Annotated in this window: 23 protein-coding genes; 10 read left to right on the forward strand and 13 right to left on the reverse strand. The window is 67.8% G+C overall.

All coding sequences use genetic code 11. The annotated features are described in order from the left end of the window. The first annotated feature begins 2 nt into the window (after nucleotides 1–2). The 4 genes from B161_RS0105390 to B161_RS0105405 all read left to right on the forward strand — a co-directional run bounded on the left by B161_RS0105390 (nucleotide 3) and on the right by B161_RS0105405 (nucleotide 4,005). Entirely contained in the window at nucleotides 3–1,685 is a 1,683-nt protein-coding gene (locus B161_RS0105390) for an ABC transporter ATP-binding protein (RefSeq protein ID WP_018632353.1), read from the forward strand. A 120-nt stretch (nucleotides 1,686–1,805) separates the two neighbouring features. After that, nucleotides 1,806–2,324 carry an H-type lectin domain-containing protein gene (locus B161_RS20165; RefSeq protein ID WP_276202280.1) on the forward strand — a complete coding sequence of 173 codons (519 nt, stop codon included), beginning with the start codon at nucleotides 1,806–1,808 and terminating at the stop codon, nucleotides 2,322–2,324. A 333-nt stretch (nucleotides 2,325–2,657) separates the two neighbouring features. Beyond that, nucleotides 2,658–3,278, forward strand: a complete 621-nt coding sequence (locus B161_RS0105400) for a hypothetical protein (RefSeq protein ID WP_018632355.1) — start codon at nucleotides 2,658–2,660, stop codon at nucleotides 3,276–3,278. A 103-nt stretch (nucleotides 3,279–3,381) separates the two neighbouring features. Further along, complete coding sequence (locus B161_RS0105405; RefSeq protein ID WP_018632356.1) at nucleotides 3,382–4,005, forward strand: hypothetical protein; 624 nt, start codon at nucleotides 3,382–3,384, stop codon at nucleotides 4,003–4,005. 93 nt (nucleotides 4,006–4,098) lie between these two features. Here the strand turns inward: B161_RS0105405 and B161_RS0105410 are convergent, their stop codons facing one another. Then, nucleotides 4,099–5,037, reverse strand: a complete 939-nt coding sequence (locus B161_RS0105410) for a 2-hydroxyacid dehydrogenase (protein WP_018632357.1) — start codon at nucleotides 5,035–5,037, stop codon at nucleotides 4,099–4,101. Between the two features lie 196 nt (nucleotides 5,038–5,233). On the opposite strand from B161_RS0105410, the gene B161_RS18635 reads away from it, so the two are divergent. Beyond that, complete coding sequence (locus B161_RS18635; protein WP_157755537.1) at nucleotides 5,234–6,496, forward strand: hypothetical protein; 1,263 nt, start codon at nucleotides 5,234–5,236, stop codon at nucleotides 6,494–6,496. A 47-nt stretch (nucleotides 6,497–6,543) separates the two neighbouring features. Here the strand turns inward: B161_RS18635 and B161_RS16880 are convergent, their stop codons facing one another. From B161_RS16880 to glpD, 3 genes are all read right to left on the reverse strand, one after another. After that, nucleotides 6,544–7,356, reverse strand: coding sequence for a 3'(2'),5'-bisphosphate nucleotidase CysQ (locus B161_RS16880; RefSeq protein WP_018632358.1), 813 nt, complete (start codon nucleotides 7,354–7,356; stop codon nucleotides 6,544–6,546). Continuing rightward, on the reverse strand, nucleotides 7,343–8,668 hold the full coding sequence (locus B161_RS0105425; RefSeq protein WP_018632359.1) for a TldD/PmbA family protein: 1,326 nt from the start codon (nucleotides 8,666–8,668) through the stop codon (nucleotides 7,343–7,345). Before B161_RS0105425 ends, B161_RS16880 begins: the two co-directional genes overlap by 14 nt. 97 nt (nucleotides 8,669–8,765) lie before the next feature. After that, on the reverse strand, nucleotides 8,766–10,283 hold the full coding sequence (glpD, locus tag B161_RS0105430) for a glycerol-3-phosphate dehydrogenase (RefSeq protein WP_018632360.1): 1,518 nt from the start codon (nucleotides 10,281–10,283) through the stop codon (nucleotides 8,766–8,768). A gap of 174 nt (nucleotides 10,284–10,457) precedes the next feature. Here glpD and B161_RS19550 point away from each other — a divergent pair, with 174 nt between their 5' ends. From B161_RS19550 to gluQRS, 5 genes are all read left to right on the forward strand, one after another. Next, entirely contained in the window at nucleotides 10,458–10,610 is a 153-nt protein-coding gene (locus B161_RS19550; protein WP_018632361.1) for a hypothetical protein, read from the forward strand. Between the two features lie 114 nt (nucleotides 10,611–10,724). Next, entirely contained in the window at nucleotides 10,725–12,149 is a 1,425-nt protein-coding gene (gene leuC, locus B161_RS0105440) for a 3-isopropylmalate dehydratase large subunit (protein WP_018632362.1), read from the forward strand. A gap of 450 nt (nucleotides 12,150–12,599) precedes the next feature. Continuing rightward, nucleotides 12,600–13,037, forward strand: a complete 438-nt coding sequence (locus B161_RS0105445; protein WP_157755538.1) for a hypothetical protein — start codon at nucleotides 12,600–12,602, stop codon at nucleotides 13,035–13,037. A gap of 1 nt (nucleotide 13,038) precedes the next feature. Beyond that, complete coding sequence (locus B161_RS0105450) at nucleotides 13,039–13,239, forward strand: hypothetical protein (protein WP_018632364.1); 201 nt, start codon at nucleotides 13,039–13,041, stop codon at nucleotides 13,237–13,239. Nucleotides 13,240–13,255: 16 nt separating this feature from the next. Further along, nucleotides 13,256–14,152 carry a tRNA glutamyl-Q(34) synthetase GluQRS gene (gene gluQRS, locus B161_RS0105455; RefSeq protein WP_026310213.1) on the forward strand — a complete coding sequence of 299 codons (897 nt, stop codon included), beginning with the start codon at nucleotides 13,256–13,258 and terminating at the stop codon, nucleotides 14,150–14,152. 179 nt (nucleotides 14,153–14,331) lie between these two features. Here the strand turns inward: gluQRS and B161_RS0105460 are convergent, their stop codons facing one another. The 9 genes from B161_RS0105460 to B161_RS0105500 all read right to left on the reverse strand — a co-directional run bounded on the left by B161_RS0105460 (nucleotide 14,332) and on the right by B161_RS0105500 (nucleotide 24,184). Beyond that, nucleotides 14,332–14,673: a hypothetical protein gene (locus tag B161_RS0105460; RefSeq protein ID WP_018632366.1), complete on the reverse strand. Its 342-nt coding sequence runs from the start codon at nucleotides 14,671–14,673 to the stop codon at nucleotides 14,332–14,334. Nucleotides 14,674–14,889: 216 nt separating this feature from the next. After that, nucleotides 14,890–15,714: a uroporphyrinogen-III C-methyltransferase gene (gene cobA / locus B161_RS0105465; RefSeq protein ID WP_018632367.1), complete on the reverse strand. Its 825-nt coding sequence runs from the start codon at nucleotides 15,712–15,714 to the stop codon at nucleotides 14,890–14,892. Further along, nucleotides 15,711–16,439 carry a DUF1176 domain-containing protein gene (locus tag B161_RS18640; RefSeq protein ID WP_018632368.1) on the reverse strand — a complete coding sequence of 243 codons (729 nt, stop codon included), beginning with the start codon at nucleotides 16,437–16,439 and terminating at the stop codon, nucleotides 15,711–15,713. Before B161_RS18640 ends, cobA begins: the two co-directional genes overlap by 4 nt. 45 nt (nucleotides 16,440–16,484) lie before the next feature. Beyond that, nucleotides 16,485–17,138, reverse strand: a complete 654-nt coding sequence (msrQ, locus tag B161_RS0105475) for a protein-methionine-sulfoxide reductase heme-binding subunit MsrQ (protein ID WP_018632369.1) — start codon at nucleotides 17,136–17,138, stop codon at nucleotides 16,485–16,487. Next, the gene (gene msrP / locus B161_RS0105480) at nucleotides 17,135–18,085 is read right to left on the reverse strand and encodes a protein-methionine-sulfoxide reductase catalytic subunit MsrP (RefSeq protein ID WP_018632370.1); all 951 of its coding nucleotides are present in this window, start codon (nucleotides 18,083–18,085) and stop codon (nucleotides 17,135–17,137) included. Before msrP ends, msrQ begins: the two co-directional genes overlap by 4 nt. 137 nt (nucleotides 18,086–18,222) lie before the next feature. Continuing rightward, a complete protein-coding gene (locus B161_RS0105485; protein ID WP_018632371.1) occupies nucleotides 18,223–19,647 on the reverse strand; it encodes a Glu/Leu/Phe/Val family dehydrogenase in 1,425 nt (474 codons plus the stop codon). A 231-nt stretch (nucleotides 19,648–19,878) separates the two neighbouring features. Further along, entirely contained in the window at nucleotides 19,879–21,030 is a 1,152-nt protein-coding gene (locus B161_RS18645) for a hypothetical protein (protein ID WP_018632372.1), read from the reverse strand. 262 nt (nucleotides 21,031–21,292) lie between these two features. Next, nucleotides 21,293–21,700 (reverse strand): hypothetical protein, encoded by a 408-nt coding sequence (locus B161_RS0105495; RefSeq protein ID WP_157755539.1) that lies wholly within the window; start codon nucleotides 21,698–21,700, stop codon nucleotides 21,293–21,295. 249 nt (nucleotides 21,701–21,949) lie between these two features. Beyond that, nucleotides 21,950–24,184 (reverse strand): aldolase/citrate lyase/malate synthase family protein, encoded by a 2,235-nt coding sequence (locus B161_RS0105500; RefSeq protein WP_018632373.1) that lies wholly within the window; start codon nucleotides 24,182–24,184, stop codon nucleotides 21,950–21,952. Nucleotides 24,185–24,342: the final 158 nt, after the last annotated feature.

The following is a 24,342-nucleotide window of genomic DNA, read 5'->3' on the forward strand; positions in this document are numbered from 1 at the left end:
CCATGACTCACGAACAGGCCCCAGAACAGGCCCCGGGCGATCCGATCCTCAAGATTTCGGATCTGCGTCTGAGCTTCCGCTCCGCCGGAGGCGGAAGCGTGGAGGCCCTGCGCGGCGTCTCCTTCGAGATCCGCAAAGGCGAGACTTTGGCTCTGGTGGGGGAATCCGGCTCGGGCAAGTCGATCACGGCTCTGGCGGCGATGGGGCTTCAGCCCGCCTCCGCCGAGCGCAGCGGCTCGATCCGCTGGCGCGGAGAGGAGACCATCGACCTCAAGGAGAAGCAGCTCCAGAGGCTGCGCGGCTCCGAGATGGCCATGATCTTTCAGGAGCCCATGACGGCCCTGAATCCGCTCCATACGATCCGCCGTCAGATCGTCGAGAGCCTGAGCCTCCATCGGGGCCTGCGCGGCGCGGCGGCGACCGAGGCCACGCTGAAGCTTCTGGATGAGGTGGGCATCCCCGACGCCGCCCGGCGCCTCGACGCCTATCCGCATCAGCTCTCCGGCGGACAGCGCCAGCGCGTGATGATCGCCATGGCTCTGGCCAACGACCCGGATCTGCTCATCGCCGACGAGCCCACCACCGCCCTCGACGTGACGGTGCAGGCGCAGATTCTGGCCTTGCTCAAGCGGCTTCAGGCCGAGCGGGGCATGGCGATGCTCTTCATCACCCATGATCTCGGCGTGGTGCGGCGCATGGCGGACCGCGTCTGCGTGATGACCAAAGGCGAGATCGTCGAGCAGGGGCCGACAGAGGAGATCTTCCTCGCGCCCAAACACGACTACACCCGCAAGCTGCTCGGCTCCGAGCCGCGCGGCCGCCCCTCGCCTTTGCCGGAAGGCGCGCCTCTGGCGGCCGAAGCGCGAGAGGCGCGAGTCTGGTTTCCCATCCATACGGGCTTCTTCCGCCGCGTGACGGGCCATGTGAAGGCGGTGGACGGCGTCTCCTTCGATCTGCGCGCGGGCGAGACTCTCGGCGTGGTGGGAGAATCGGGCTCGGGCAAAAGCACGCTCGGCTTCGCGACTCTGCGCCTGCTGCCCCATGAGGCGGAGCGCAGCGGCGAGATCATGGTGTTAGGCCATGACATGCAGAAGCTGACCTCCCGCGAGATCCGGCCTTTCCGGCGCGACATGCAGGCGGTGTTTCAGGATCCGTTCGGCTCGCTTTCGCCCCGGCTTTCGGTGGTCGAGATCATCGCCGAGGGCCTGAAGGCCCATGGGCTCACGCCCGATCCCCAAGAGCGCCGCGCCCGCGTGGCGGAGGCTATGGTCGAGGTGGGGCTGGATCCCGTCGCCATGGATCGTTATCCGCATGAATTTTCAGGCGGCCAGAGACAAAGAATCTCCATCGCGCGGGCCATGGCGCTCAAGCCGAAGCTGGTGATCCTCGACGAGCCGACTTCCGCGCTGGACGTGACGGTGCAGGCCCAGATCGTGGATCTGCTGCGCGATCTGCAACAGAAATACGGGCTGGCCTATATGTTCATCAGCCATGATCTGCGGGTGGTGCGGGCTCTGGCGCATCGGATCATCGTGATGAAGGACGGACAGGTCGTGGAGGCCGGCCCCGCCGAGGAGATTTTCGAGCGCCCCAAGACCGATTACGCCCGCGCTCTGATCGCGGCGGCGCTGCATAACGAGGCGCCGCCCGCCGTCGCGGCTTCTCCTGCGGCGGAGGCGAGCTGAGCTTCCGCAGGCCCGTCCTGGCGTCGATCTTTGATATTTAAGGTTGCATTTTCAGGAAATATTGTCCGATCAGGAGATTTAGATTATGGATGAACCCATCTTAAGATGGGGGATTCGACCATGAGTCGGTTTGAGGGAAATCTTCGAGCTCCTGTCCGCGCCGCTGTTTTTCTGGGGTTGGGCCTTTGGGCGGGCGCCGTCTTGGCGAGCGAGGCCGCAAGGGCGCAGGACGCCGGGGCGGGCCTCGTTCAGCGTTTATCCGAGTTGGAGAAGGAAGTCGCCGCCCTGAAGGAGCGGCGCTTCGAGAGCGGAGACCTGACGCTCTCCTCTAGGGATATTCCGGAGCTGACGAAGAGGACGGAGTGCCCTGAGACTCCCGGGCGGGGAATCCGGGGGATCGTGAAGGGGAAGGTGGCCTTCTCAAAACCCTTCGCGAGGCCGCCGAAAGTCGTCGTGGGTCTGCGTCGTGTGGATAGCGGCACGGACGACACTCTGATCCGGCTGCATCTCGAAGCGACCGACATAACCGCCGAGGGATTTGAATATTCATTCTTCACATGGTGCCGCAGCAGCGTTCTGGTCTCCTATGGAACTTGGTTCGCCTTCCTTGAGGATGAGGCGGCCCCGGCCAATCCATAGGATCGGCCCAAGAGCCGCGGGAGATGCGGAGAAGCGTCGGAGCGGGCTCTCATCTTCCGGAGCCTCGTCGGTCGCAGGCCGCAGCCTTGGGCGCGCTGAGAAGATTTTTTGATTGAGCGAATGCGTTCAATCCCTTTCGCCGCTTATAGGGTCGCGCGGAAATCCTGATGGATTGCTTTTAGATAAGATGATCTCATTTTTAATGAGATTGTCTGATTTGATTCTCTTATCCGGATCAATCAATTTCACCGCTCGCTTTGATTGCAATTCGGGGGATTTTCAGGTTAATATTCATTAACCACGCAAGGCTTCATCCGCGAATGAGGGGCGATCATGCGGCGAACACACAAAACTCCTCTCCGATTTTCGCAGGCCGCCGTCTTATCAGCGGCCGCTTTCCTGACCTCCTCCGCTCTGGAGAGCGGGGCGGCGAAGGCTCAAGAAGTCGGCGCGGGCCTCATCCAGCGTCAGGCGGCGTTCGAGGAGGTTTTGGGGCGGGTCGAAGAGGTTTTAGGGCGGGTCGAAGCCGCCCTGATCTGGACGCCTGTGGCCCCGGACCTCAAAGCCTTCGACGCATGGCTGAGGGAAGGCGACAATCGGCGATACGCCTATGAATTCGGGATCCGGCGCAATAGCGGCTTCCGCATTCTGACCATTTCAGACTGGAATGGAGGCTATCGCTATACGACCGAGCCTTTTATGACCGGAGATTTCCAATCCGGCTCCATCGGCGGCGGCTTTCATCTGGGCGGCAGCTTCTGGGTGGTCGGCACGAAGGACCCCGCAGACGCAGCTTGTCTGGGCGATAAACCAGACGGAGCGGGAAGGGTCGTGCCGGGGGGCGTCAAGCATTACTATTATTTCTACGGCCCGGATGGCGTGAAGCCTGCGAGCGGCAACGGCTGCGTTCTAGAGGGCCCAATCTACGCCCGGGCGCGCCTTTTTGCAGAATGACCCCCTGAGGGGCTGGCGGCCTGAGGCGCGCGGCGAACTCCATTTTATCGCGAGGGGGCGGCGTCGCGTCGACGGAGAAATTCATCCCAAGGGAGAGGCGATCATGCATCGGACGAAAAGCAAGGCTTTGAAATTCCTGCGGGCCGCGATCTTATCGGGTGCGGCTGTCCTGACCTCCTCCGCTCTGGAGAGCGGGGCGGCGAGGGCGCAAGAGGCCGGGGCGGGCCTCATCCAGCGTCAGGCGGCGTTCGAAGAGGTTTTGGGGCGGATCGAAGCCGCCCTGACCTGGGCGCCCGTGGCTCCGAACGTCAAAGCCTTCGACGCATGGCTGAAGCAAGATCCCGCGCGGCGAGAAGCCTATGAATTCGGGATCTCGCGCAATAGCGGCTTCCGCATTCTGCATGTCTCGTCTTGGAATCAAGGTTTTCGCTATATGACCGAGCCTTACATGACTGGAGATCTGACATCCGGCTCCCCCGGCGGCGGCGGTTTTTATCTGGGCGGCAGCTTGTGGCTGGTCGGCACGCGGGATCCCGCAGACGCAGCTTGTCTGGAGAATAAACCAGACCCAGAAAGAAAGAATCCAGATGGAACGGGAAGGGTCGTGCCGGGGGGCGTCAAGCATTACTATTATTTCTACGGCCCGGATGGCGTGAAGCCTGCGAGCGGCAACGGCTGCACAGTGGAGGGTCCGGTCTACGCCCGGGCGCGCCTCTTCAAGCCGTGACCGGGCCGCGCCGCCGCTTCGGCTTCGCGTCGTGAACGCGCGACCATAAAAGAAGTTGGAGCTTTTGAACGATCCCGCAGGATCGGAAAACGCTCAATATCCCCGGCCCCGGTCCACGAGATGCAGCGGCCGCTCGCCCCGCGCGAGGCGCCGCATCTGCGCGGCGACCACCTGAGCGGCGGTCTCGGGGCGGGTGGCGCTGGCCACATGGGGCGTGACGAGAATCCTCGGATGACGCCAGAAGGGATGTCCGGGCGGCAGGGGTTCGACCGCGAAGACGTCCAGCGTCGCGCCGCCGAGCGCGCCCGACTCCAGCGCCGCTAAAAGCGCCTCCTCCTCAAGGATCGGGCCGCGCGCCGCATTGACGATCTGCGCCCCACGCGGAAGCAGCGCCAGAGTCCGGGCGTTCAGCAATCCCCGCGTTTCAGGGGTCAGCGGCAGCAGGACCATGAGGATCTCGGAGCTTTTCAGAATCTCCTCCAGCCCCTCCGGGCCGGAGAGCGCCCGGATCTCCGCCCCGATCCCCGGTTTCGGCGAGCGGCTCCAGCCCGAGACGGGAAACCCGACTCCCGCCAGCGCCCGCGCGACCGCCGCGCCGAGTTCTCCGAGCCCCAGCACCCCCACGGGCCGCCCGCTCGCCAGAGGCGGCGCCTGAGGCGCCCAAAGCTCCCGCGCCTGAGCCTCGCGGAAACGCTCCGTCTCCAGATGGATCCGCAGCCCATGGCCGAGCATATATTCGACCATCCCCCGCTCCAGCCCCGGCTCGACCATCCGCGCGAGGGGAACGCCCGCCGGAAGCCGCCCTTCGCCGAGGATGCGCTCCACCCCCGCCCAAAGCGATTGAATGAAGCGCAGATTCCGATAAGGCGCGACATCGCGCAAAGGGCCGCTCGGCGCGTAAAGAAGCGCCTCCACCGAGGCCGGATCGGCCTGTCCGGGCTCCATGATCAGATCCATCTGCGGATCCGCCGCGCGCAAGGCGCCTTCCCAGAGGGCTTTCTCCTCAGGATCTCCGGCGTAAAGAACGCGCATCGGCGTCTCCCCTGATGGCCCTCGCCGCAAGAACCTCCGAAGACGATTGGCGAAGATGGGCCGCTTGAGTAGCATGGAGCCGGAGCGCCGGGATTTCCTTCAGGCGTTTCGGCCGATCTGGCTGCGGCTCCCGACGGGAAACCCTGCGCGGGTTTTCGGAGGGAGAGGGCGGGGCGTGCATAACATGGAGCATTCGATGAATCGAGCGACAGCGACGGCCTTCGCGCTGGTCTTGGCGGCGAGCGCCTCAGGCGCCGGCGCGCAGACCGTCCTTTGGGGAGGCGGCTCCTCCGCGTCCGGAGCGCCCGCTTCGGGCTCGCCGCCGATCTACAACCCCTCCGCGCCTGCGGCGTCTCCCGGCTTCGGCTCCGCTGCGCCCGGAGTCATGACCGGAACGGTTCAGGGCTTCCCGGCTTCGCCGCCCCCCTCCGGCGTCCAGCCGATTCCGAGCGCGCCGCCCCCTTCCTCGATGGGCTCCGGCGGTCAGCCGGGTTTCGGCGGCGCCGGACATGGCGGCTTCGGGCGCTGGTCCTCTTCGGAATCCGAGCCGACTTACTCCCCTTGGCGCGGCGACGAAGCCGAGCGCGCCCGCGAATTGGTGGAGCAGCTGAATCGTCTGGTGCGCGCCGCCGAGCGCCAGCGCGCCGCCGATCCCGATTTCCTGCGCGATCTGCGCCGCGTGATCGAGCGCTACGACGACCGCGACGACCGCCGCCCTGACGGGCGTCCGGGCCTGCGCCCCACGCCGCGCCCCGAGGTGACGGTGGTTCAGCCGCCGCGTCCGCCTGTGGTGGTCGCTCCCGTCGCTCCGGCGCGGGTCTTCATGAGCGATGCGTTCGCCGACGGCGATTATACGCGCGGCACGGTCTGGACGGCGCGTCAGGGGCAATGGGGCGTGGATCCGGCCAATGGTCTGCGCTCGCTGCGCCCGACCGCCCCGCCGACGGTCACGCGCCGTCAGGTTTCGCCGCAGGAGCTGCTTCAGGCGCTGCTGGTGGGGCCGCAATCGCTCGGCCTCGGCCCGCAGGAGGCGCCGCCCAACGCCGCGCTCATCGAATACGCTCAGCCCATCGGCAACGCCTTCACGCTCAAGACCCGCATCACGGATCTCGGCGGCGACGGCGCGGCGCATCTGATCATGCATCAGGGCGGCTCGAACTGGAACGGCTATCGGCTGGAGCTGCGCGGCGGCCCCGAAGGACGCGCCGTGCTGACGCGCCGGGGCGCTTCGGGCTACACCGATCTCGCCAATGCGCCGCTGCGCCGCTTCGCGGCCAACGTCCCGCATGACGTGGAGTGGGTCCGCGCCGCCAACGGCGCCATGAGCGTGCGCGTGGACGGCGAATTGCTGTTCAGCGTTTCGGACGTGGCCTTCCGCGACGATTGGCGCGGCTTCGCCTTCTTCAACGCGGGGGGCGATTACGCGATGCGCTCCATCTCCATCGAAGAGACCCGCTGAAGACTGAACCAGCGCCGCCCGGAAAGCTTCGGGCGGCGCGCCTCCTCTCAGGCCATGCGGCTGAGGATCTCGCCCGCCAGAGGCTCGGGCGCGGCCACCAGATTGGGCCGCACCGGAGAAGGCTGATTATAGACGCCTTCCTTCCCGTCGAAGCCGACCACCCGCACGCCCGCTTCGGCGGCGAAGATCTCCGCCGCCGCCAGATCCCATTCATGGAAGGGATTGACGATCATCGCGGCGTCGAAACGTCCGGTCCCGACCATGCAGACCCGCAGCGCCAGAGAGCCGACGTAGACGGGCTTGGCGTTCAGCTTCTTGCCGTCGCGCCAGAGCCGCCAATCCGTCATGGCGTTGTTGCCGACGAAGCGCACGGAGGAGAGATCCGGGGCGAAATCCGGCCCGGCGGCCCGCCGGACCCGCGCCCCGTTGAGGAAGGCCCCGCCGCCGAGCCGGGCGGCGTAGAACTCCCCGCGCGCCGGAGCCCCCACCGCGCCCAGCACCACGCGCCCATCCTCGACCAAGGCCGCGCAGACTCCGAAATCCTTATGCGCCGAGATGTAGTTGCGCGTTCCGTCGATGGGATCGACGATCCAGACCCGCCGCGCCTTGAGCCGGCTTTGCGGATCGTCGCTCTCCTCGGACATCCAGCCGTAATCCGGACGCGCGCCGCGCAGGCGCTCGCGCAAGGCGGCGTCGGCGGCGAAATCGCCCTCCGAGACCGGGCTGCCGCCCTTGTCCCAGACCTGCGGCTGACGCCCGAAATGGCGCATGGCGGCCTCGCTCGCCGCCTCGACGGCTTCGGTCAGCAGAGCGAAATCCGCGTCGAGATCTTCTTGGCCCTGCGGATCAAACGGCGACATGGCAGCCCTCCACGCGGATGGTGGGGGCGTCGATGCGCCGGTCTCCGCGCAGATCGTTCGCCAGCGTGAGGTTCATGAACATCTCCGGCAGAGCGCCCGCCACGGTGGCCTCGTCCACCGGATAGGCGATTTCGCCGTCCTCGATCCAAAAGCCCGCGGCCCCGCGGCTATAGGCGCCGGTGGTGGGATTGACGCTCGCGCCGAGGAATTCGGTCACGAGGAAGCCCGACTTCACGTCGCGGATCAGCGCCTCCGGCGAGAGGCTCCCCGGCGCCATCCGGACGTTGGAGGGGCCGGGCGAAGGCGTGGAGCCCGCGCCGCCCCAAGCGCAGGCGTTGCTCTCCGTCTCCAGCCGCCGGGCGGTCTGGGAATCGAGGAGCCAAGTCTTGAGGATTCCGTCTTCGACCAGCTTGCGCGGCGCGGTGCGTCGGCCTTCGCCGTCGGCCAGCCGCGAGCCGAGGCCGCGCTTGAGCCAAGGATCGTCCTCGATCTCGATTCCGGCGCAGAAGACGCGCTCGCCGAGCTTCTCGCGCAGGAAGCTGGAGCCCCGCGCCACGGATTCCCCGTTGATGGCGTTGAGCAGGTGGGCCAGCAGCGAAGACGAGACCCGCCGCTCGAAGATCACCGGCGCGGGGCCTCCGGGGGGCTTGCGCGCGCCGACCCGCCGCGCGGCGCGTTCTCCGGCGCTGCGGGCGATCGCCTCCGGAGCGCGCAGATCCGAGCGCCAGCGCTTATGGTCGAAGTCGTAATCGCCCTTCATGCCGAGCCCTTCGCCCGCGATGGCCTGACAGCTCAGCCAAAAGGAGCTGTCGCGGCGGGCGCTTTCATAGCCGTCGCTGAAGGCGGAGGCTTGGCTCCCGACGGCCCAACCCGCCGAAGAGCCCTCGCCGTTGGTCACGCCCGGAACCGCGCGCATGACCTGATCCATCTCCTCGGCGGCGCGGCGATATTCGGCGGCCGGGCCGGGATCGGCGGAGTCGAAGAGTTCGAGATCAGGGCCTTTGAGGGGCGTCTGGGTTTCGGCGAAGGCGCACCAAGGGTCTTCGGTGGCCTCTTTGGCCATGGCGACGGTCTTCTCCGCGAGATCCTCCATGGCTTGAGGGTCGAGGCTGGAGACGCTGGCGCAGGCTTGCCGCCGCCCGATCTGCACGCGCAGGCTCAGATCCAGAGTTTCGGCTCTTTCGATGGAGTCGAGACGGCCCATGCGGAAATTCGCTTCGAAATGGTCGCTGCGCGAGGCGGAGGCCGAGGCGGCCCCGGCTCCGGCGCGCAGGGCGAGGCGAATCAGCTGACGAGCGGTCTCGAGCGACATGCTTCTGTCTCCTTGAAGAGCCGGGGGCGGGAGGTCAGGGCCTCACATGCGCTCTTCGGGCTCTGGAATCAAGCGCGCGAAGGCGGGAGGCGGCGGCTCATCGGGGCTGCGCCATGGCCTGCGCCAGATCCCCGGCCTCCTGCGGCGTGAAGAGCAGGCCGAGCTTGCTGCGCCGCCAAAGGACGTCCTCGGCGGTCATGGCCCATTCGCGGGCGATCATCCAGCGGAGCTCCGCCTCATGGAGATCCGCGCCGAAGCGCCGTCCGAGCCCCTCCGCCGCATAGATTCCCTCCAACATCTTATAGGCTTCGAGCCCGTAAAGCCGCATGAGCCGCGCCGCCAGCGCCTCGCCGAGGAAGGGTTTGGCGCGCGCCAGCTTCGCCGTCTCCTCCGCGAGGCCCTCGACCGGGAAATCTCCGCCGGGCAGATGGGACCATGCGGTCCATGGCCCGGCTTTGGAGCCTATGGCGCCGCCGATCTTCTCCAGAGCGTTCTCGGCGAGGCGGCGATAGGTGGTCAGCTTGCCGCCGAAGACGTCGAGCAAAGGCGCTTCTCCGGCGGGGGCTTCGAGATTCAGCACGTAATCGCGGGTGGCCTCTTGGGCCTTGCTCGCGCCGTCGTCATAGAGCGGACGCACGGCGGCGTAGCTCCAGACGACGTCCTCCCGCCGGATGGGCTCGCGCAGATAGGCCCCGGCCATCTCGATGAGATAAGCCTCCTCCTCCGGCGTGATCTTCGCGCGGGCGGGATCTCCGGTGAAATCCTGATCGGTGGTGCCGAAGAGCGTGAACTCCCGCTCATAGGGGATGGCGAAGAGAATCCGTCCGTCGGGATTCTGAAAGAAGAAGGCGCGCTCTCCGGGGAAGCGCCGCCGCGTGACGATATGCGAGCCCTGCACCAGCCGCACATGACGCGCCTCGCGGCGGCCCAGAGCCTCGCGCAGCAGGATGTCGGCCCAAGGCCCCGCCGCATTGACGAGCATCCGCGCCCGCCGGATCAGCCTTTCGCCGCCGCGTTCGATCTCGATCCGCCAGAGCCCGCCCTCCGGGGAGTTTTCGCGCCGCGCCGCCGCGACCTTGGCCCGGACGAGGATCTCGGCGCCCTTATCGGCGGCGTCGCGGGCGTTGAGCAGGGTGAGGCGGGCGTCGTCGACCCAGCCGTCGGAATATTCATAGGCCCGCCCGAATTTCGGCTTGAGCGCCGCCCCGAGCGGATCGCTGCGCAGATCCAGCGCGCGGGTGGGCGGCAGGAGCTTGCGCCCGCCGAGATTGTCATAGAGGAAAAGCCCGGCGCGGATCATCCAGGCGGGTCGGGCGCCGCCTTTCTCCATGGGCAGCACGAAGCGCAAAGGCCGGATGAGGTTCGGCGCCATGGCCCAGAGGGTTTCGCGCTCCCTCAGAGCCTCGCGCACGAGCCGGAACTCATAATGCTCCAGATAGCGCAAGCCGCCGTGAATCAGCTTGGTCGCGCCTGAGGAGGTTCCGGAAGCCAAATCCCCCATTTCGGCCAGCCCGACGCGATAGCCGCGCCCTGCGGCGTCGCGGGCGATTCCGCAGCCGTTGATTCCGCCGCCGACGACGAAAAGGTCGAGAGGGGGCTCCTGAGTCACGTTCATCCTCCTCTGCGGATCTCCGGAGGGAGATCCAAGCCCGAAAGCTCTTTCAAAATGAAGTCAATCGCGAGGGCCTGTCAAACCCGGCCCTGCGGCCCTGTCCTTTTCGGCGCCGGGTCCGGTTGGGGCGGCTTCGGGCCGCTTGCGCCGGGGCGGCGAAAGGCTTATTTCTGAGCCATGACCGCCTTGCGCCTCATTTCGTCGAATTCCGCCGTCCGGAGCTATCTCCGGCGCGGCTACGCCTATGCGCGTTTCGACGACCGGGCGCGCGTTCCATGGCGGTTCTTCGGGCCTTTCGCGGCTTCGGACCGACTTCCGGCCCCCTTCTGACGGTTCGCCAACGAGCGCGAGCCGAAAAGTTGCAAGACTTTTCGAAAGTTTCGCGCGCTCTCCCAAAAGTCAGCCTCGGCGCTCTTGCGCCGCCCGTCTTTCAGGAACTCCTCCATGTCCGACACCCCCAAGGCCCAAGGCCCCCGCACGCTTTACGATAAGATTTGGGACGATCACGTCATCCACCAGCAGGAGGACGGCACCTGCCTGCTCTACATCGACCGCCATCTGGTCCATGAAGTGACCAGCCCGCAGGCCTTCGAGGGCCTGCGCGCCGCCGGACGCAAGGTGCGTCGCCCGGAGGCGACCCTCGCGGTGCCCGACCATAACGTCCCCACCGCCGACCGCCGTTTGGGCATCGCCGATCCGGAATCGCGGGTGCAGGTCGAGACCCTCCGCCAGAACGCCGCCGAATTCGGCGTCGAGATCTTCGACGTTCTGGATAAGCGTCAGGGCATCGTGCATGTGATCGGCCCTGAGCAGGGCTTCACCCAGCCCGGCATGACCATCGTCTGCGGCGACAGCCACACCGCCACCCATGGGGCTTTCGGCGCTTTGGCCCATGGCATCGGCACCTCCGAGGTGGAGCACGTCCTCGCCACCCAGACGCTGATCCAGAAGAAATCCAAGAACATGCTCGTGCGCGTCGACGGGACGCTCGGCGCGGGCGTGACGGCGAAAGACGTCACCTTGTCCATCATCGGCCAGACCGGCACGGCGGGCGGCACCGGCCATGTCATCGAATACGCCGGCGAGGCCATCCGGAGCCTGTCGCTCGAAGGGCGCATGACGGTCTGCAACATGGCCATCGAGGGTGGCGCGCGGGCGGGCCTCGTGGCGCCGGACGAAAAGACCTTCGCTTATGTGGAGGGCCGCCGCATGGCCCCTCAGGGCGAGGCTTGGGAGCGCGCCGTGGCCTATTGGCGGACCCTCTTCACCGACGAGGGCGCCCATTACGACCGCACCGTGATCCTCGACGGCTCCGCCATCGCTCCGGTGGTGACTTGGGGCACCAGCCCTGAGGACGTCCTGCCGATCACGGCCCTGGTGCCCAATCCCGAGGATTTCGAAGACGAGCATAAGCGCGCCGCCGCGCGCCGCTCGCTGGAATATATGGGCCTGACGCCGGGCGTGCGTCTGGAGGACGTGGCCATCGACGCGGTCTTCATCGGCAGCTGCACCAACAGCCGCATCGAGGATCTGCGCGAGGTGGCGCGCATCGTCGGCGACCGCAAGATCAAGGCGGGCCTGCGGGCGATGATCGTTCCGGGCTCCGGCCTCGTGAGCGAGCAGGCCGAGCGCGAGGGCGTCGCCGACGTCCTGCGCGCGGCGGGCTTCGACTGGCGCGAGCCGGGCTGCTCCATGTGCCTCGCGATGAACGCCGACAAGCTCCAGCCGGGCGAGCGCTGCGCCTCGACCTCGAACCGCAATTTCGAGGGCCGTCAGGGCCGCGGCGGCCGCACCCATCTGATGAGCCCCGCCATGGCGGCGGCGGCGGCCCTGACCGGCCGCCTCACCGACGTGCGTCAGATCGCCTGACCCCGAGGCGGCCCCTTCCGAGCCTTCCCAGAACGCCGCGCCCTTGAAAGCGCGGCGTTTGGCATGGCGCGCGGCGGAAATCCTATCCTTTAGCATTAAATGATTCGTAGGGTGCATTTTTTAGTCGACGTGCTTTAATTTCGCAGCTTGTAAGACATATCCTGATCGGACATCTCAACCGCCGCGAACCCAAATGGGGAGGGGGCGCGGCCTCTCGGGGGCACACCCATGAAATTCCTGAATCAGCTTGATTTCGCATCTCCCCAGATTCTGCTTGCGCCTCCTCGCGAGGTCGGCGGCGAACCGCCCGACGACGGAGAAGGCGAAGGAAAAAAGAAGAAAGGCGAGGATGAACACGACAAAGAGGATCGCCTCAACGACGGCGGCTCCGGGGAGACCCCCCCCGATCCCTTCCCGTCCGGCGATCCTCGTCGCCGGGCTTTTCGCTTCATGTCGATGATCGGTTTTTGGGCGACCGCCCTCAAGATCATGGACCTGCCGTTGCCCGGCAGCGAAGCGCGTCGCCGCGTCGACGGGAAATATCTGAAGGATGCGGACATGATGGCCATGATGCACATCCTTTATATGGCCTGGACGCCCGGAAGCGATTTCGAGAAACCGCCCGAGCGCTGTTGCGTCAGCCTCAACCGGCTTGCTCAGGCTCTGGACCGGGACCGCATTCAGGCCATCTCCAACCGTCTGCGCAACAACATGCTGCCCATCGCTCAAAGCTCCGGCCTGATCGGCGGCTTCGAATCCTGCGCGGATGGAACGGGCGAGGATCTGGAGAAAACTTCGATCCTGCGGCATAAGATTCACATCAGCGAAAAGGGGCATCTGCTGGTGGAGACGTTCCTCGACCTCGTTTTCAAGTCTAAAGGAGACTGACATGAGCAAGTTCACGAAGCTTTTCGGGTGTTGCGGCGCGGCTCTTCTGCTCGCCGTCTCATCTCCGGCGGCTTGGGCGCCCGCGGCGCCGACCCTTCCGAGCGCGACGCCTGAACTGAAGCTGGCCCTCGACACGGAAAGCCTTCAGCTCTTCCTTCAGCAGATCGCCGCCGAGGCCGCCGCCGCCACAGAGCAGGCCTGACGGGGGAGGCGTTCAGATTCCTTCCGTCGTCGAACGCTTCGCGCCGAGCCCGACGGGCCCGGCGCATCTCGGACACGCCTATTCGGCGCTGCGGGGCTTCGAAGCCGCGCGCGCGTCGAATGGGCGTTTTTTATTGCGCATGGAGGATCTCGACGCCACCCGCGCCCGGCCGCTCTGGGAGGCGGCGATCTGCGCGGATCTGGCTTGGCTCGGCCTGAGCTGGGAGACGCCGGTTCTGCGGCAATCGACCCGCTCGGCGGCCTATGGGGCGGCGCTGGCCGATCTGCGGCGGCGCGGCCTGATCTATCCCTGCCTCTGCACGCGCAAAGACGTGGCGGCGGCCCTCTCGGCGCCGCAAGAGATCGCCGGAGCCGCCTTCGAGGCCAAGGCTCCGATGGGGCCGGACGGCCCCGCCTATCCCGGAACCTGCCGCCTGCATCCGCCCGATCCGGCGCGTCTGGCGCGCGAGCCCTATGCGTGGCGGCTCGACATGCGCCGCGCCGTGGCGGCGCTGGAGGGCGAGGCTCTGGAGTTCGTCGAGCTTGAGGAAGGGCCGCAAGGCGAGACGGGCCGCATCAAGATCGATCCCGCTTGGTTGGTCGAGGGCTGCGGCGACGTGGTCCTCGCGCGCAAGGACGCGCCTGCGAGCTATCATCTGGCGGTGGTCGTCGACGACGCCTTTCAGGGGACGACCCACGTCACGCGCGGACGCGATCTTTTCGCGGCCACGGCGGTTCACCGGCTTCTTCAGGCGCTGCTCGGCGCGCCGACGCCGCTCTATCGCCACCATCGGCTGATCCGCGACGAGAAGGGTCGCCGTCTCGCCAAGCGGGACGGCGACCGGAGCCTGGCGGCTCTGCGCGCGGAGGGCTGGTCTCCCGGGGACGTGCGCCGGGCGTTGGGGATGGCCTGAGGGAAAGGCCCGCCAAGGGCGAGGGGAGGGCCTCCGCGCCTTTCGGAGCGCCCGAGGGAGGAGCGCTGCGAATTCGGAGAAATTCCTGATCTGACAGAGAGGATCGTCCAGACGGCCGAACTTCTTGTGTGGTCGCCTTTTCACGACGCGAAGCCGTTTCGGCTGCGCTGGACAACGCTCTAGCGCGCCATGCGGCAGATGCTCACCGCTTGCCAAACCGGGATGTTGTAGCGCTGGAGATCCTCGACGCAGCGCACCGGGCGGTCGCTCCAGGGATTCTGCTGACAGAGCTGCTGCGCCTCGTTCCACTGGAAGACGACGCGCGTGCGCTGCGCCGCCGCCTGACATCCGCCGCCGCCGGGCGGCACGATGATGCGCGGCTGGGCGCCGCCGGGGCCGGGGAAGCCGCCGCCCGGAAATCCGGGGCCGGGGCCGCCCCAAGGCTGAGCCGCCGCCGGAGAGGCCATGGCGGCCGCGGCGAGGCCGAAAGCGCAGAGGGCGGATTTCAAAATCTGTCGCATGGGGGCTCCTCCTCGTTGTTTTTCGCTCTTGAGGCGGCCGTCCGCGTCGGGGCGGGGCTTCAAGGTTGCGGCGTTCCGATGAAGATTAAACTGGCGGGCGAGTAAGCCCGCATCTGGGCTCAATCAAGAAATTTTCGGACCAAGTAAGGTTTTTAAGGGGCGATTAAGGCCGCAAGGCCGCAATTCCTCCGCGCGCTGAAAGCTCAGGGCTGAAATTCAGGAGGCGGCTCCAGTCTCCTCCTCGCGCCCCATCTCTTCCTCGCGCCAAGCCAGAAAGCGCCGCAAAGCCACGCCCGGCCCCACGCAGATCAAAGCGGGCGGCTCGATTCCCGCTTGGGCGGCCTCTTGGGCGGCGCGGGCGAGGGTGGTCTCCAGCACTTTCTGATGGGGCAAAGTGGCGTTGGAGACGATGGCCGTCGGCTCCTCCGGCGAGCGTCCGGCCCGGATCAGCGCGGCGGAGATCTCCGGCAGATGGCCGAGCCCCATATAGATCGCCAGCATGGGCGCGCCGCGCGACAGGGCCTCCCAATCTATGGCGGGGGTCTCGCCGTTCTGGTCATGGCCGGTGAGGAAGGCCAGAGAAGCGTTGATTCCCCGATGGGTGGCGGGAATCCCGGCGTAGGCCAGCCCCGCCACCGCCGCCGTGATCCCCGGCGTCACGCGGAAAGGAATCCCCTCCGCCGCCAGAACCAGAGCCTCCTCGCCGCCGCGCCCGAAGACGAAGGGATCTCCGCCCTTGAGCCGCAGCACCCGCAAGCCTCTCCGCGCCAGCTCCACCAGCTTCAGCGAGATGTCGGCCTGCTTCGCCGAGGGCCTGCCGCCGCGTTTGCCCGCCTCGACCAATTCGGCCTCGGGCCGCCGCAGCGCGAGGATGCGCGGATCGACGAGGGCGTCGTAGACCACGGCGTCCGCCTGACGGAGCGCGTTCAGCGCATGGAGCGTGAGCAGGCCGGGGTCTCCCGGCCCCGCGCCCACCAGCCAGACCGAACCCGGCTTGAACTCCGGCCAAGGCGCGCCCTCGATTTCGGGAAGCGGGATCACGGAGCGGGGACTTCGGGCGGAATCAGCCTTTGCGGATTCATCTCGCCGTCATAAGAGGCGTCGAGCTGATATTCCGTCAGTTCGTAACCGCCGTCGAAAGGGGTCTCCGGGTCGTCCACATAGCGCCAGACGGAGGCGCTGGAGGCGTCGGAGATTCCGCGCCAGCGCGAGAATTCCGAGATCTCGGCGGTCTCCGGGTCGAAGGAGGCGTTGACGATCTCGCGCTTGAGCCGCAGCCCCACGATCCTCACGCCGAGGACCGCGCCTTCGAAATCGTCGTTTTCATAATCCACGTCGACGAGGGGCGTCGGGAATTGCAGCAGGGCGAAGCGCGAGCCGTCGGGCTTGGCCGTGATGAAGACATGGGTCTCGTTATAGGCCGCCCGGTTGCAGAGGAACTGAAAGAGCAGATCCCGCGCGCCGGTTTCGGGATGAGGCGGCAAGGCGTAGATGCGGGGCGCCATGTCCTCCTCGTCGAGCCAGTCGAGCGCGCGGATGCAATGGGAATCTCCGACGGCGGTCTCGAAGAACTCCACCGCCTTGAGCGTCACGGCCGGATCGGCCTCGGCCTGAGGCGGGAGGACGGGCGCCGCCTCTTCCTCGTCTTCGGCGGAGACTTCGGCCCGCCCGGCCTCCTGCGCCGCGAGCGGCGCGGTCCAGAGGAGCGCGAAGGCGCAGAAAACGCCGCCAAGACGGGCGGCGCGGCGAGAGGCGAGGGCGGTCATGCGGAATCTCCCGAGCGGATAAGTCGCCTGCGCAGATTAGGCTGTTCACGCGCGGGCGAAAAGCCTCCGTCGCCGGGCGCGGGGGATCAGCCGCCAGAGCAAAAGCAGGATCAGCGCCAGAAGATAGAGCGCCTCCTCCAGACGCAGGGTCTTGGCCGCGAGCAGCAGATGAATCGCGGCGCAGAAAGCCGCCGGATAGATCAGCTTATGCAGTTTGCCCCAAGCCGAGCCCAGACGCCGGATCGCCCATGAGCCGGAGGTCACGGCCAAAGGAATCAGCATCAGGAAGGCCGCGAAGCCGAGCAGCAGAAAGGGCCTCTTGGCGATGTCGGCGAGGACCGGGCCGAGGTTCCGAAGCTGAAGCGCCTGCAAATCCAGCAGCAGATAAGCCGCGAAGTGAAACAGCGCGAACCAGAAGCAGAGCAGCCCCAAGGCTCTGCGCCAGCGGATGAGGTTGATCCCCGTCGTCTCGCGCAAGGGCGTCACGGCCAGAGTCAGGATGAGAAACCGCACCGACCAAAGCCCAAGCAGATGCTCGAAGCTTTTGACCGGATCGGCCCCGAGCTGGTTCGTCGCGCCTAAGTAGAAGCCCCAGAGCGCAGGAAGCAGCCCGACCACGTAAAGCGGCCAGACGGGCAGGCGGCGCGGGCGCCGCGCGGAGATCCCGGAAGAGGCGGGGCGAGAGGAGGGGGCGCTCAATATTTCGCCCGCAGATCCATGCCCGCATAGAGGCTCGCCACCTCTTCGGCGTAGCCGTTGAAGGGCAGGGTGGGGCGGCGGTCCGAGCCGAAGAAGCCTCCGGCGCCGATGCGCCTTTCGGAGGCTTGGCTCCAGCGGGGATGGTCCACCTCGGGATTCACATTGGCGTAGAAGCCGTATTCATGCGGCGCGAGAAGATTCCACGTCGAAGGCGGCTCCTTCTCGGTCAAGGTGATCTTCACAAGGGATTTCGCGCCCTTGAAGCCGTATTTCCACGGGACCACCAGCCGCACCGGCGCGCCGTTCTGATTGGGCAGGGTCTCGCCGTAGAGCCCCATCGCGAGGATCGCCAGCGGATGCCGCGCCTCGTCCAGACGCAGGCCCTCGACATAGGGCCAATCCAGCGGCTGGAAGGCGCCGCGCTGGCCGGACATCTCCTCGGGGCGGACCACGGTTTCAAAGGCGACGTATTTCGCCGAGGCCAGAGGCTCCACCTGATCCAGCAGCGCCGAGATGGGCAAGCCGATCCAAGGGATCACCATGGACCAAGCCTCGACGCAGCGCATGCGGTAAACCCGCTCCTCAAGGCCGAGGCCGCGCAGGGCGTCGAGATCGAAGCTCTTGGGCTTGGCGACCAGCCCCCCGACCTCCAAAGCCCAAGGCTCGGGCTTGAAATCGCCGGAGTTGCGGGCGGGATCGCTCTTGCCGCTGCCGAATTCATAGAAGTTATTGTAGCTCGTCACGTCCTTCTGCGGCGTGAGCGGCTCGCCGGGATCATATCCGCCTTTCGCGGCCTCCAGAGGCGCCGCCAGAGCTTTGCCGGAGGCGATGGCCGGAGCCACCAGACCCGCCGCGACGGCCCCCGCCAGAAGTCTGCGCCGGTCCAGCCAGATTTCTTGCGGCGTGATCTCCGAGGGCGGGAGGACGGGCGGGCGGTAAGCGGCCATGGCGAGGACTCCGAGCGAGGCGGGACTCTGAAAAGATAGAGGCGGCGACGCCTTCCGCAAAGGCCGGAAGCTTCACGGATCGGAGACGAGAAAAGGCCGCCCCGAAAGGCGGCCCCATCCTGCGCGGCGCCGAGGGCTCAGAGGCCCAGAGAGCGATAAGACAAACCGATCCGCTGAATGGCCAGAATGAAGGCCGCCGTGCGCAGATCCACGCCTTCGTCGCGTTTGGCGCGCCAGATCTCGGCGATGTTGGAATAGGCCGAGCGCATGGTGTCGTCGAGGCCGGAGCGCACGAGATCCAGCTCGTCGGTGCCTTTGACGAAGGCCTCGCGCATTTCGACGGGGAAGGGCTTGCCGGTCATCTCCTCCAGCGCGGAGATGAGCTTTTCATGGCGCGCCTCCTCTTGGCGGCGCTGCATCCGTCCGAAGCGGATATGCTGAAGGTTCTTCACCCATTCGAAATAAGAGACCGTCACGCCGCCGCCGTTGGCGTACATGTCGGGGATGATGACCACGCCCTTCTCGCGCAGAATGCGGTCGGCGCCCGCCGTGACCGGGCCGTTCGCCGCCTCGATGATCAGAGGCGCCTTGATCCGCTCGGCGTTGGAGAGGTTGATCACGCCCTCCATGGCGGCGGGGATCAGGATGTCGCATTCGGCTTCGAGCAGAGAGGCGGCGTCGGCGACATAGGAGCCGCCTTCGAAGCCCTTCACCCCGCCCGCGGCCTTGAGATGCTCTTTCAGATCCTCGATGTTCAGGCCCTTGGGATTGATCACGGCGCCGTCGCGCTCCAGCACCGCCACGACCGGCGCGTCGTCCTCCTCGGAGAGGAACTTCGCCGCGTGATAGCCCACGTTGCCGAGGCCCTGCACGATCACGCGCTTGCCCTTCAGCCCGCCCTTGAGGCCCGTCAGCGCGACGTCCTGCTTATGGCGGAAGAACTCGCGCAGGGCGTATTGCACGCCGCGCCCCGTGGCCTCGACGCGCCCGGCGATGCCGCCGAGATTGCGCGGCTTGCCCGTGACGCAGGCGGCGGCGTTGATGTCGTCGGTGCGGGTGCGGCGATATTGATCGACGATCCACGCCATTTCGCGCTCGCCGGTGCCCATGTCGGGGGCGGGGACGTTGGTCGCGGGGTTGATGAGGTCGCGCTTGATGAGCTCGGAGGCGAAGCGGCGGGTGATGCGCTCCAGCTCCTCCTCGGTCCAGGCGCGGGGGTCGATGCAGAGCCCGCCCTTGGAGCCGCCGTAAGGCACCTCCATCACCGCGCATTTATAGGTCATGAGCGCGGCCAGAGCCTCGACCTCGTCCTGATCGACGTTCGGCGCATAGCGGATGCCGCCTTTGACCGGCTCCAGATGCTCTTTATGCACCGAGCGATAGCCGACGAAGGTCTGCATCTCGCCGCGCAGGCGCACGCCGAAACGCACCGTATAGGTGGAGTTGCAGACGCGGATTTTTTCCGCCAGACCCGGCGGAAGATCCACGTATTTGACCGCGCGGCGATACATCGCGTCGACGCTGTCCCGAAAGCTCGGCTCCGCAGCCTGATGGGCGTCCATTTTCTTCCTCCGTGATCGCCGTCGTTCGCGGCGTTTGGGAATTATGCGGGGAGTTTCGGCGCCTGAAACGGCGTATGAAGACTCCCAGCCTCCTTGTCGCACGCGCATCGGCCTAGGGCGAGGAAAGTTTTAGACCCCCCTCCATGAAGCTGGGGCGAAACCGGCGCGACGAAACGAAGAAGGGCGGCCCGAAGGCCGCCCTGAATGCTTGAGGTCCCGGATGCGGAAGGCTCAGTTGGCCGGAGCCGGAATTCCGAGCGCGGAGTCCACGGCGGTCTGAACCGGCGCGAAAAGACGTCCGGCGGCGGCTTCGACCGGAGCGGCCACAGCCTCGACGGCGTGCTCGACGGGTTTGGCGACCGCCTCCACGGCGTGCTCCACCGGCGCGGCGACGGCCTCGAAGGCGCGCTCGACCGCGTTGGGAGCCGGAGCCGGGGCGGGCGCCGCGACCAGCGGAGTCACCGGAGTCGGGGCGCCGGTGGCCACGCCCGAAAAGGCGTCGGCGGGGGCGGGCGTCGGGATGGCGACCGGAGCCGCCGCGACGGGCGCGGGGACCGGGACCGGCAGGAAGGTCGGAGCCGGGGCCGCGACGGCTTCGACCGGAGCGGCCGCAGGCGCGGGCTGGGCGATGATCGCCTCAAGCTCGGCGGGGCTCAGGACGTTGGAGGCCGGAGCAGGGGAGGCCGGAGCGGGCGCCGCGACAGCCTCGACCGGCGCGGGAACGACAAGCGCCTCGAACTGGACCGGGGCGGGGGCCGCGACGGCCTCGACCGGCGCGGGGACCGGGGCCGCAGCGACCGGCGCGGAGCCGAGATTGAAGGTGACGTCCGGGAGCGAGGAGACGAAGGGCGCCGGGGCGGGCGCCGGGGCCTGAACCGCGACGACCGGAGCCGCGACAGGCGCAGGAGCCGGAACGGGGGCGGCGACGGTCTCGACCGGCGCGGCCGCAGGCGCAGGGGCCGGGGCGGCGACGGGCGCGGGCTGGGCGATGATCGCCTCAAGCTCGGCGGGGCTCAGGACGTTGGAGGCCGGGGCGACCGGCGCGGGCGCGGCGGCCTGCTCGACGACCGGCGCGGGCGCCGGAGCCGCGGCGACGACGGGCGCGGCGGGCTGAAGCAGGCTCTCGACGGCCGCCGTGAAGGGGTCGGCGACGACGGGAGCGACGACTGGGGCCGCGACCGGAGCGGCGGCGAACGGCAGGCCCACGGCCTCGGCGCCGCTGGAGACGACGCCCGAAACCGCATTCGAGGCCGCATCGACGGCGGCGGTCTTGGCGGCGTCGACGACGAGGCCCGTCAGCGAGCCGTCCTGAGCTTTCGCAGGCGCGGCGCCGATCAGCAGGGCGCCGCACATCAGAGCGGTCAGAGAAGTCTTGTGCCTCATGACGAATCCTTCGGTCGGGAAGATGAACCGGATGAAAACTTACCTGCAAGGGATGCCCCGGCGGGCCGCATAGGGCAATCCCGAAAATCAAACGCGAAATATTTGTAATGTTCGGGCGCGGCGCAACCGCAAGCCTCGGCGGGCGCGGTTTCGCCGCAGCGCGGCGCCGAAGCGCTCCCGGGGCCGAATCCGGAGCGCCTCCCGGTCAGGGGGCGCTCCGTCTTCCGAAAAGCCCGGACGACGAGGCCCGGGCCGAAGCGCCTCAGGAGGCGTTGGCGCGCAGACGGGCGGCCACGTCGTAGCGGCGGAAATCCTCAAGATCCCAATCGCTGGAGCCGACCTGACAAGCCGGACGGGCGTCGCCGGCCTGATAGATCAGCGAGCCGACCACCGTGCCGCCCGCCTCGACGCAATAAGCGGCGGCGGCGGTGACCGCCGGAGGCGGCTGGACGACCGGCGCCGGAGCCGGAGCGACGGCCACGGGCGGCGGGGGCGGCGGCGGAGGAACGGGCGCGGGAGCCGCCGGAGCGGGCGGCGGAGCCAGCACCGCGGCGGCGGGGGCCGGACGCGGAGCGGGCTTGTCGTCGGCCCACCAGCCGCGGATGGTCGAGCAGCCCGCCACGGAGGTCGCCAGCAGGACGACCACGGCCGGAGCCATAAGCTTCTTCATCTCTTCATCTCCCAAGATCGACGGTCGGCGAGACCGCGCCGGGAAGGGCGCGCGGCCCTTTCCCCCCAGAAAAAGCCCGTAGGGCTTCTGCTTAACAGTTTTGGAAGAATTCCGGCGGGGATGCAACGGCGCTTGAACGTAAATCGTCCATTTTTCCCCATGTTGCGCGCGAGAGACGCGATTCGCAAGGCGCGCCGGCTCTCCGAAGCGGAGAAAATCCGCGAGCCGCGCGGCCCGAGGGGCCTCTTGTCAGAGCGGGGCGGGCGTCTTCAGGCCGGGGGCGGCGGGAGATTCGCCGCGCGCCGCCTTGAGGGCCCGGCGCCGACGGCGCAGACGCGCCCAGGCGTAGCCGTCGGGGTCGGAGCGGGCTTCGCGGATCGTCTCCAGAGCGGCCTCGCGGGCGGGCGCGAGCCCGCCGTCCTGCGGGAGGCTCCGGGGCGGGAGGACGCGGCGCAGACGAGCCTCGGCCTGATCCAGCGCCGCCTGAAGATCCGCCTCCGAGATCAGGCCGTGGGCCAGCCAATTCGCCAGATGCAGCGCGCAGAGCCGCTGCACGGCGAGATCCTCGAAGCATTCCTCATGATCCGCCGTGGCGCGCAGCGCGAAGGCGGTCCCTTCGCGGAGCCAGCCGTCGAGATAGGAGAGCAGCGTGAAGGCGTTGTCTTCGGCCTCCGCGCGGATCTCCTCGGGGCTCGGCGCGTCCTCCGGGGCCAGCAGCGGCGGCTGGAGCATCTCCCCGAGCAGGGCGCGGCGCCCGAGCACGCCGAGGGTCGTTTGGCGCGCGCGGGAATCGACCCGGTGATATTGCGTCGCCATGAGCGTGGCGGTGCGCGGGGAAAAGCAGGTCATGGCGGTGGCGCCGCCGCCTCCGGCCTCGGCGATGCGCCAGAAGAGCAGCTGAGTCATGCGTCGCGGCCGCGACCAGCCGGAGCGCTCGACTTTGGCGCGCCCGTTGAATCCGACCTCCACGGCCATGTCGACGATATGCCGCTCATAGGCCCGCCGCCAGCCGAGGGTCTTCAGCCTGGCCAGCCGCGCGACCGGCCCCGCCTCGGTGGAGGCGCGGATCTCGGCGGCGCAGCGGTCCATCAGCCCGGAGCTCATGAAGGCCAGCCGCCGCCGCAAGGGCCGCAGCGCCGATTTCAGATTCAGGCTCAGCCGCCGCTCCTCGACCATCAGCCCGGCCTTCAGCGTCAGAGGCGGCAGGCGCAGGCATTCCTCCACGCGCTCGAAGATCTCGGCGGCGAGGGCGCATTCCTCGGGGGCGTGGAGCTTGGGCAGGCCGAGATAGATCGAGCCCGTTTCGCTGTTGCGGACGTCCCGCTCTCCGCGCAGATGCGGCAGGTCATGGGCGCCGCAGAGCGCGACGATCATCGCGTCGAGCATGATCTCGGGGATCTCGGCCCCGCCGGACAAGAGGACGGCGGGCGAAGTCGGGTTGAGGCCCGAGAGCCGCGCCATGGCCAGACTCCGCCCCTTCAGCCGCAGCCGCGCGCCGCCGGGGAGGCTCCAAAAGCGGTCCGGGGCCAGAGTCAGGCGCTCGCCGGAGGGCGTCGCCGCCTCCAGCCGTCCCTGCGAGAGCGCCAGCCAATTGCGATAGGCCTTGAGCTTGTCTTTGGCGTCCACGGCGCAGCAATGGTCCTCCAGATCGCCGAAGGCCGTCAGCGCGCTTTCCAGAACGAGATCCGAGAGCCCGGCGGGGTCTCCGGCGGCCATGGGGGATTCGGCGTCGAAGCGCATCTCCACATGCAGGCCGTTGTTCTTCAGGAGCAGCGCCTCCGGGTTCTCGGGCGGGCCGATCCAGCCGAGCCCCCGGCCCGGATCGGCGAGCCCCGTCTCGCGGCCGTCGGCCAGAGCGACGCGCAACTCCTCCTCCGGGCCGATCCAGTAGCGCCGGGCTTCGGCGTGGCTCCCGAGCGTCAGAGGCGCGATTTCGTCGAGGAAGCCGCGCAGCCAGCTCCGCGCCCGCGCCAGACGCTCAGGATCGAGGGGGGCCTCGGAAGGAGCCTCGCCGGATAGGGCGGGGGAGGGGGCGGGCGAGACGGCGTCCGTGTCGTGGAGGAGGCGCAGGATTCCGCCCCAGCGGGCGTTGGCCCCGCGCAGCAGATTCGCGGCGTCGTCGAGGGGGCCGATGAAATGGGGCGCCGCGATTTTGGCCATTTCGGGATCCACCCCGGCGGGCGAGATTTCGAAATGCGGCTCTTCGGGCTCCAGATAGCCGATGGAGACGAGGAAGGCCGCATGCTCCGCCTCGTCGAGCGGCGCGTCCCGATGGGCGCGCATCCAGAGATCCAGCTTCTCCTGAAGCTCGGCGCGGCGCTCCAGCAGCCGGAGGCGTCTCGGGCCGAAGTCGCGCGCCAGCCGCGCCAATCCGAGCCAGAAGTCCCGCGAGGAGGCGCCGGAGCCGGGCAGGGCTTCGCGTTCGACGAAGGCGTGCAGCTCCGGATCGATGCGAAGGCCCTGAACGGAGATGCGATGCGGCACGAGATTCTCCCCGGCCCGCGTTGGTTGCGGGTCTGGTCCCCGAGATTAGGAGGGGAGTCTTGAACAGGAGGTGAAGTCAGGCCGAATTTCCGTCGACGGATCTTCTGGCGGAGCTTCTGGCGGAGATTCTGGGGGGAGCTTCTGGGCGGAGCTTCTTT

Origin of the sequence: Neomegalonema perideroedes DSM 15528 (assembly GCF_000374145.1) — a bacterium.
Taxonomy (GTDB): Bacteria; Pseudomonadota; Alphaproteobacteria; order Rhodobacterales; family Rhodobacteraceae; genus Neomegalonema; species Neomegalonema perideroedes.

Bases quoted from the DNA above. Each gene is read 5' to 3' on its own strand.
- B161_RS19550 (WP_018632361.1), top strand. From the start codon at position 10,458: ATGACCGCCTTGCGCCTCATTTCGTCGAATTCCGCCGTCCGGAGCTAT.
- B161_RS0105495 (WP_157755539.1), bottom strand. From the start codon at position 21,700: ATGAAGAAGCTTATGGCTCCGGCCGTGGTCGTCCTGCTGGCGACCTCC.
- leuC (WP_018632362.1), top strand. From the start codon at position 10,725: ATGTCCGACACCCCCAAGGCCCAAGGCCCCCGCACGCTTTACGATAAG.
- B161_RS0105410 (WP_018632357.1), bottom strand. From the start codon at position 5,037: ATGCGCGTTCTTTACGCCGGAGATCCTGAGGAGAAAGCCCTCTGGGAA.
- B161_RS18635 (WP_157755537.1), top strand. From the start codon at position 5,234: ATGAATCGAGCGACAGCGACGGCCTTCGCGCTGGTCTTGGCGGCGAGC.
- B161_RS0105405 (WP_018632356.1), top strand. From the start codon at position 3,382: ATGCATCGGACGAAAAGCAAGGCTTTGAAATTCCTGCGGGCCGCGATC.
- B161_RS0105425 (WP_018632359.1), bottom strand. From the start codon at position 8,668: ATGTCGCTCGAGACCGCTCGTCAGCTGATTCGCCTCGCCCTGCGCGCC.
- B161_RS0105460 (WP_018632366.1), bottom strand. From the start codon at position 14,673: ATGCGACAGATTTTGAAATCCGCCCTCTGCGCTTTCGGCCTCGCCGCG.
- msrP (WP_018632370.1), bottom strand. From the start codon at position 18,085: ATGGCCGCTTACCGCCCGCCCGTCCTCCCGCCCTCGGAGATCACGCCG.
- B161_RS0105400 (WP_018632355.1), top strand. From the start codon at position 2,658: ATGCGGCGAACACACAAAACTCCTCTCCGATTTTCGCAGGCCGCCGTC.
- B161_RS20165 (WP_276202280.1), top strand. From the start codon at position 1,806: ATGAGTCGGTTTGAGGGAAATCTTCGAGCTCCTGTCCGCGCCGCTGTT.
- B161_RS18645 (WP_018632372.1), bottom strand. From the start codon at position 21,030: ATGAGGCACAAGACTTCTCTGACCGCTCTGATGTGCGGCGCCCTGCTG.
- B161_RS0105390 (WP_018632353.1), top strand. From the start codon at position 3: ATGACTCACGAACAGGCCCCAGAACAGGCCCCGGGCGATCCGATCCTC.
- B161_RS16880 (WP_018632358.1), bottom strand. From the start codon at position 7,356: ATGTCGCCGTTTGATCCGCAGGGCCAAGAAGATCTCGACGCGGATTTC.
- B161_RS18640 (WP_018632368.1), bottom strand. From the start codon at position 16,439: ATGACCGCCCTCGCCTCTCGCCGCGCCGCCCGTCTTGGCGGCGTTTTC.
- B161_RS0105450 (WP_018632364.1), top strand. From the start codon at position 13,039: ATGAGCAAGTTCACGAAGCTTTTCGGGTGTTGCGGCGCGGCTCTTCTG.
- glpD (WP_018632360.1), bottom strand. From the start codon at position 10,283: ATGAACGTGACTCAGGAGCCCCCTCTCGACCTTTTCGTCGTCGGCGGC.
- B161_RS0105485 (WP_018632371.1), bottom strand. From the start codon at position 19,647: ATGGACGCCCATCAGGCTGCGGAGCCGAGCTTTCGGGACAGCGTCGAC.
- B161_RS0105445 (WP_157755538.1), top strand. From the start codon at position 12,600: ATGTCGATGATCGGTTTTTGGGCGACCGCCCTCAAGATCATGGACCTG.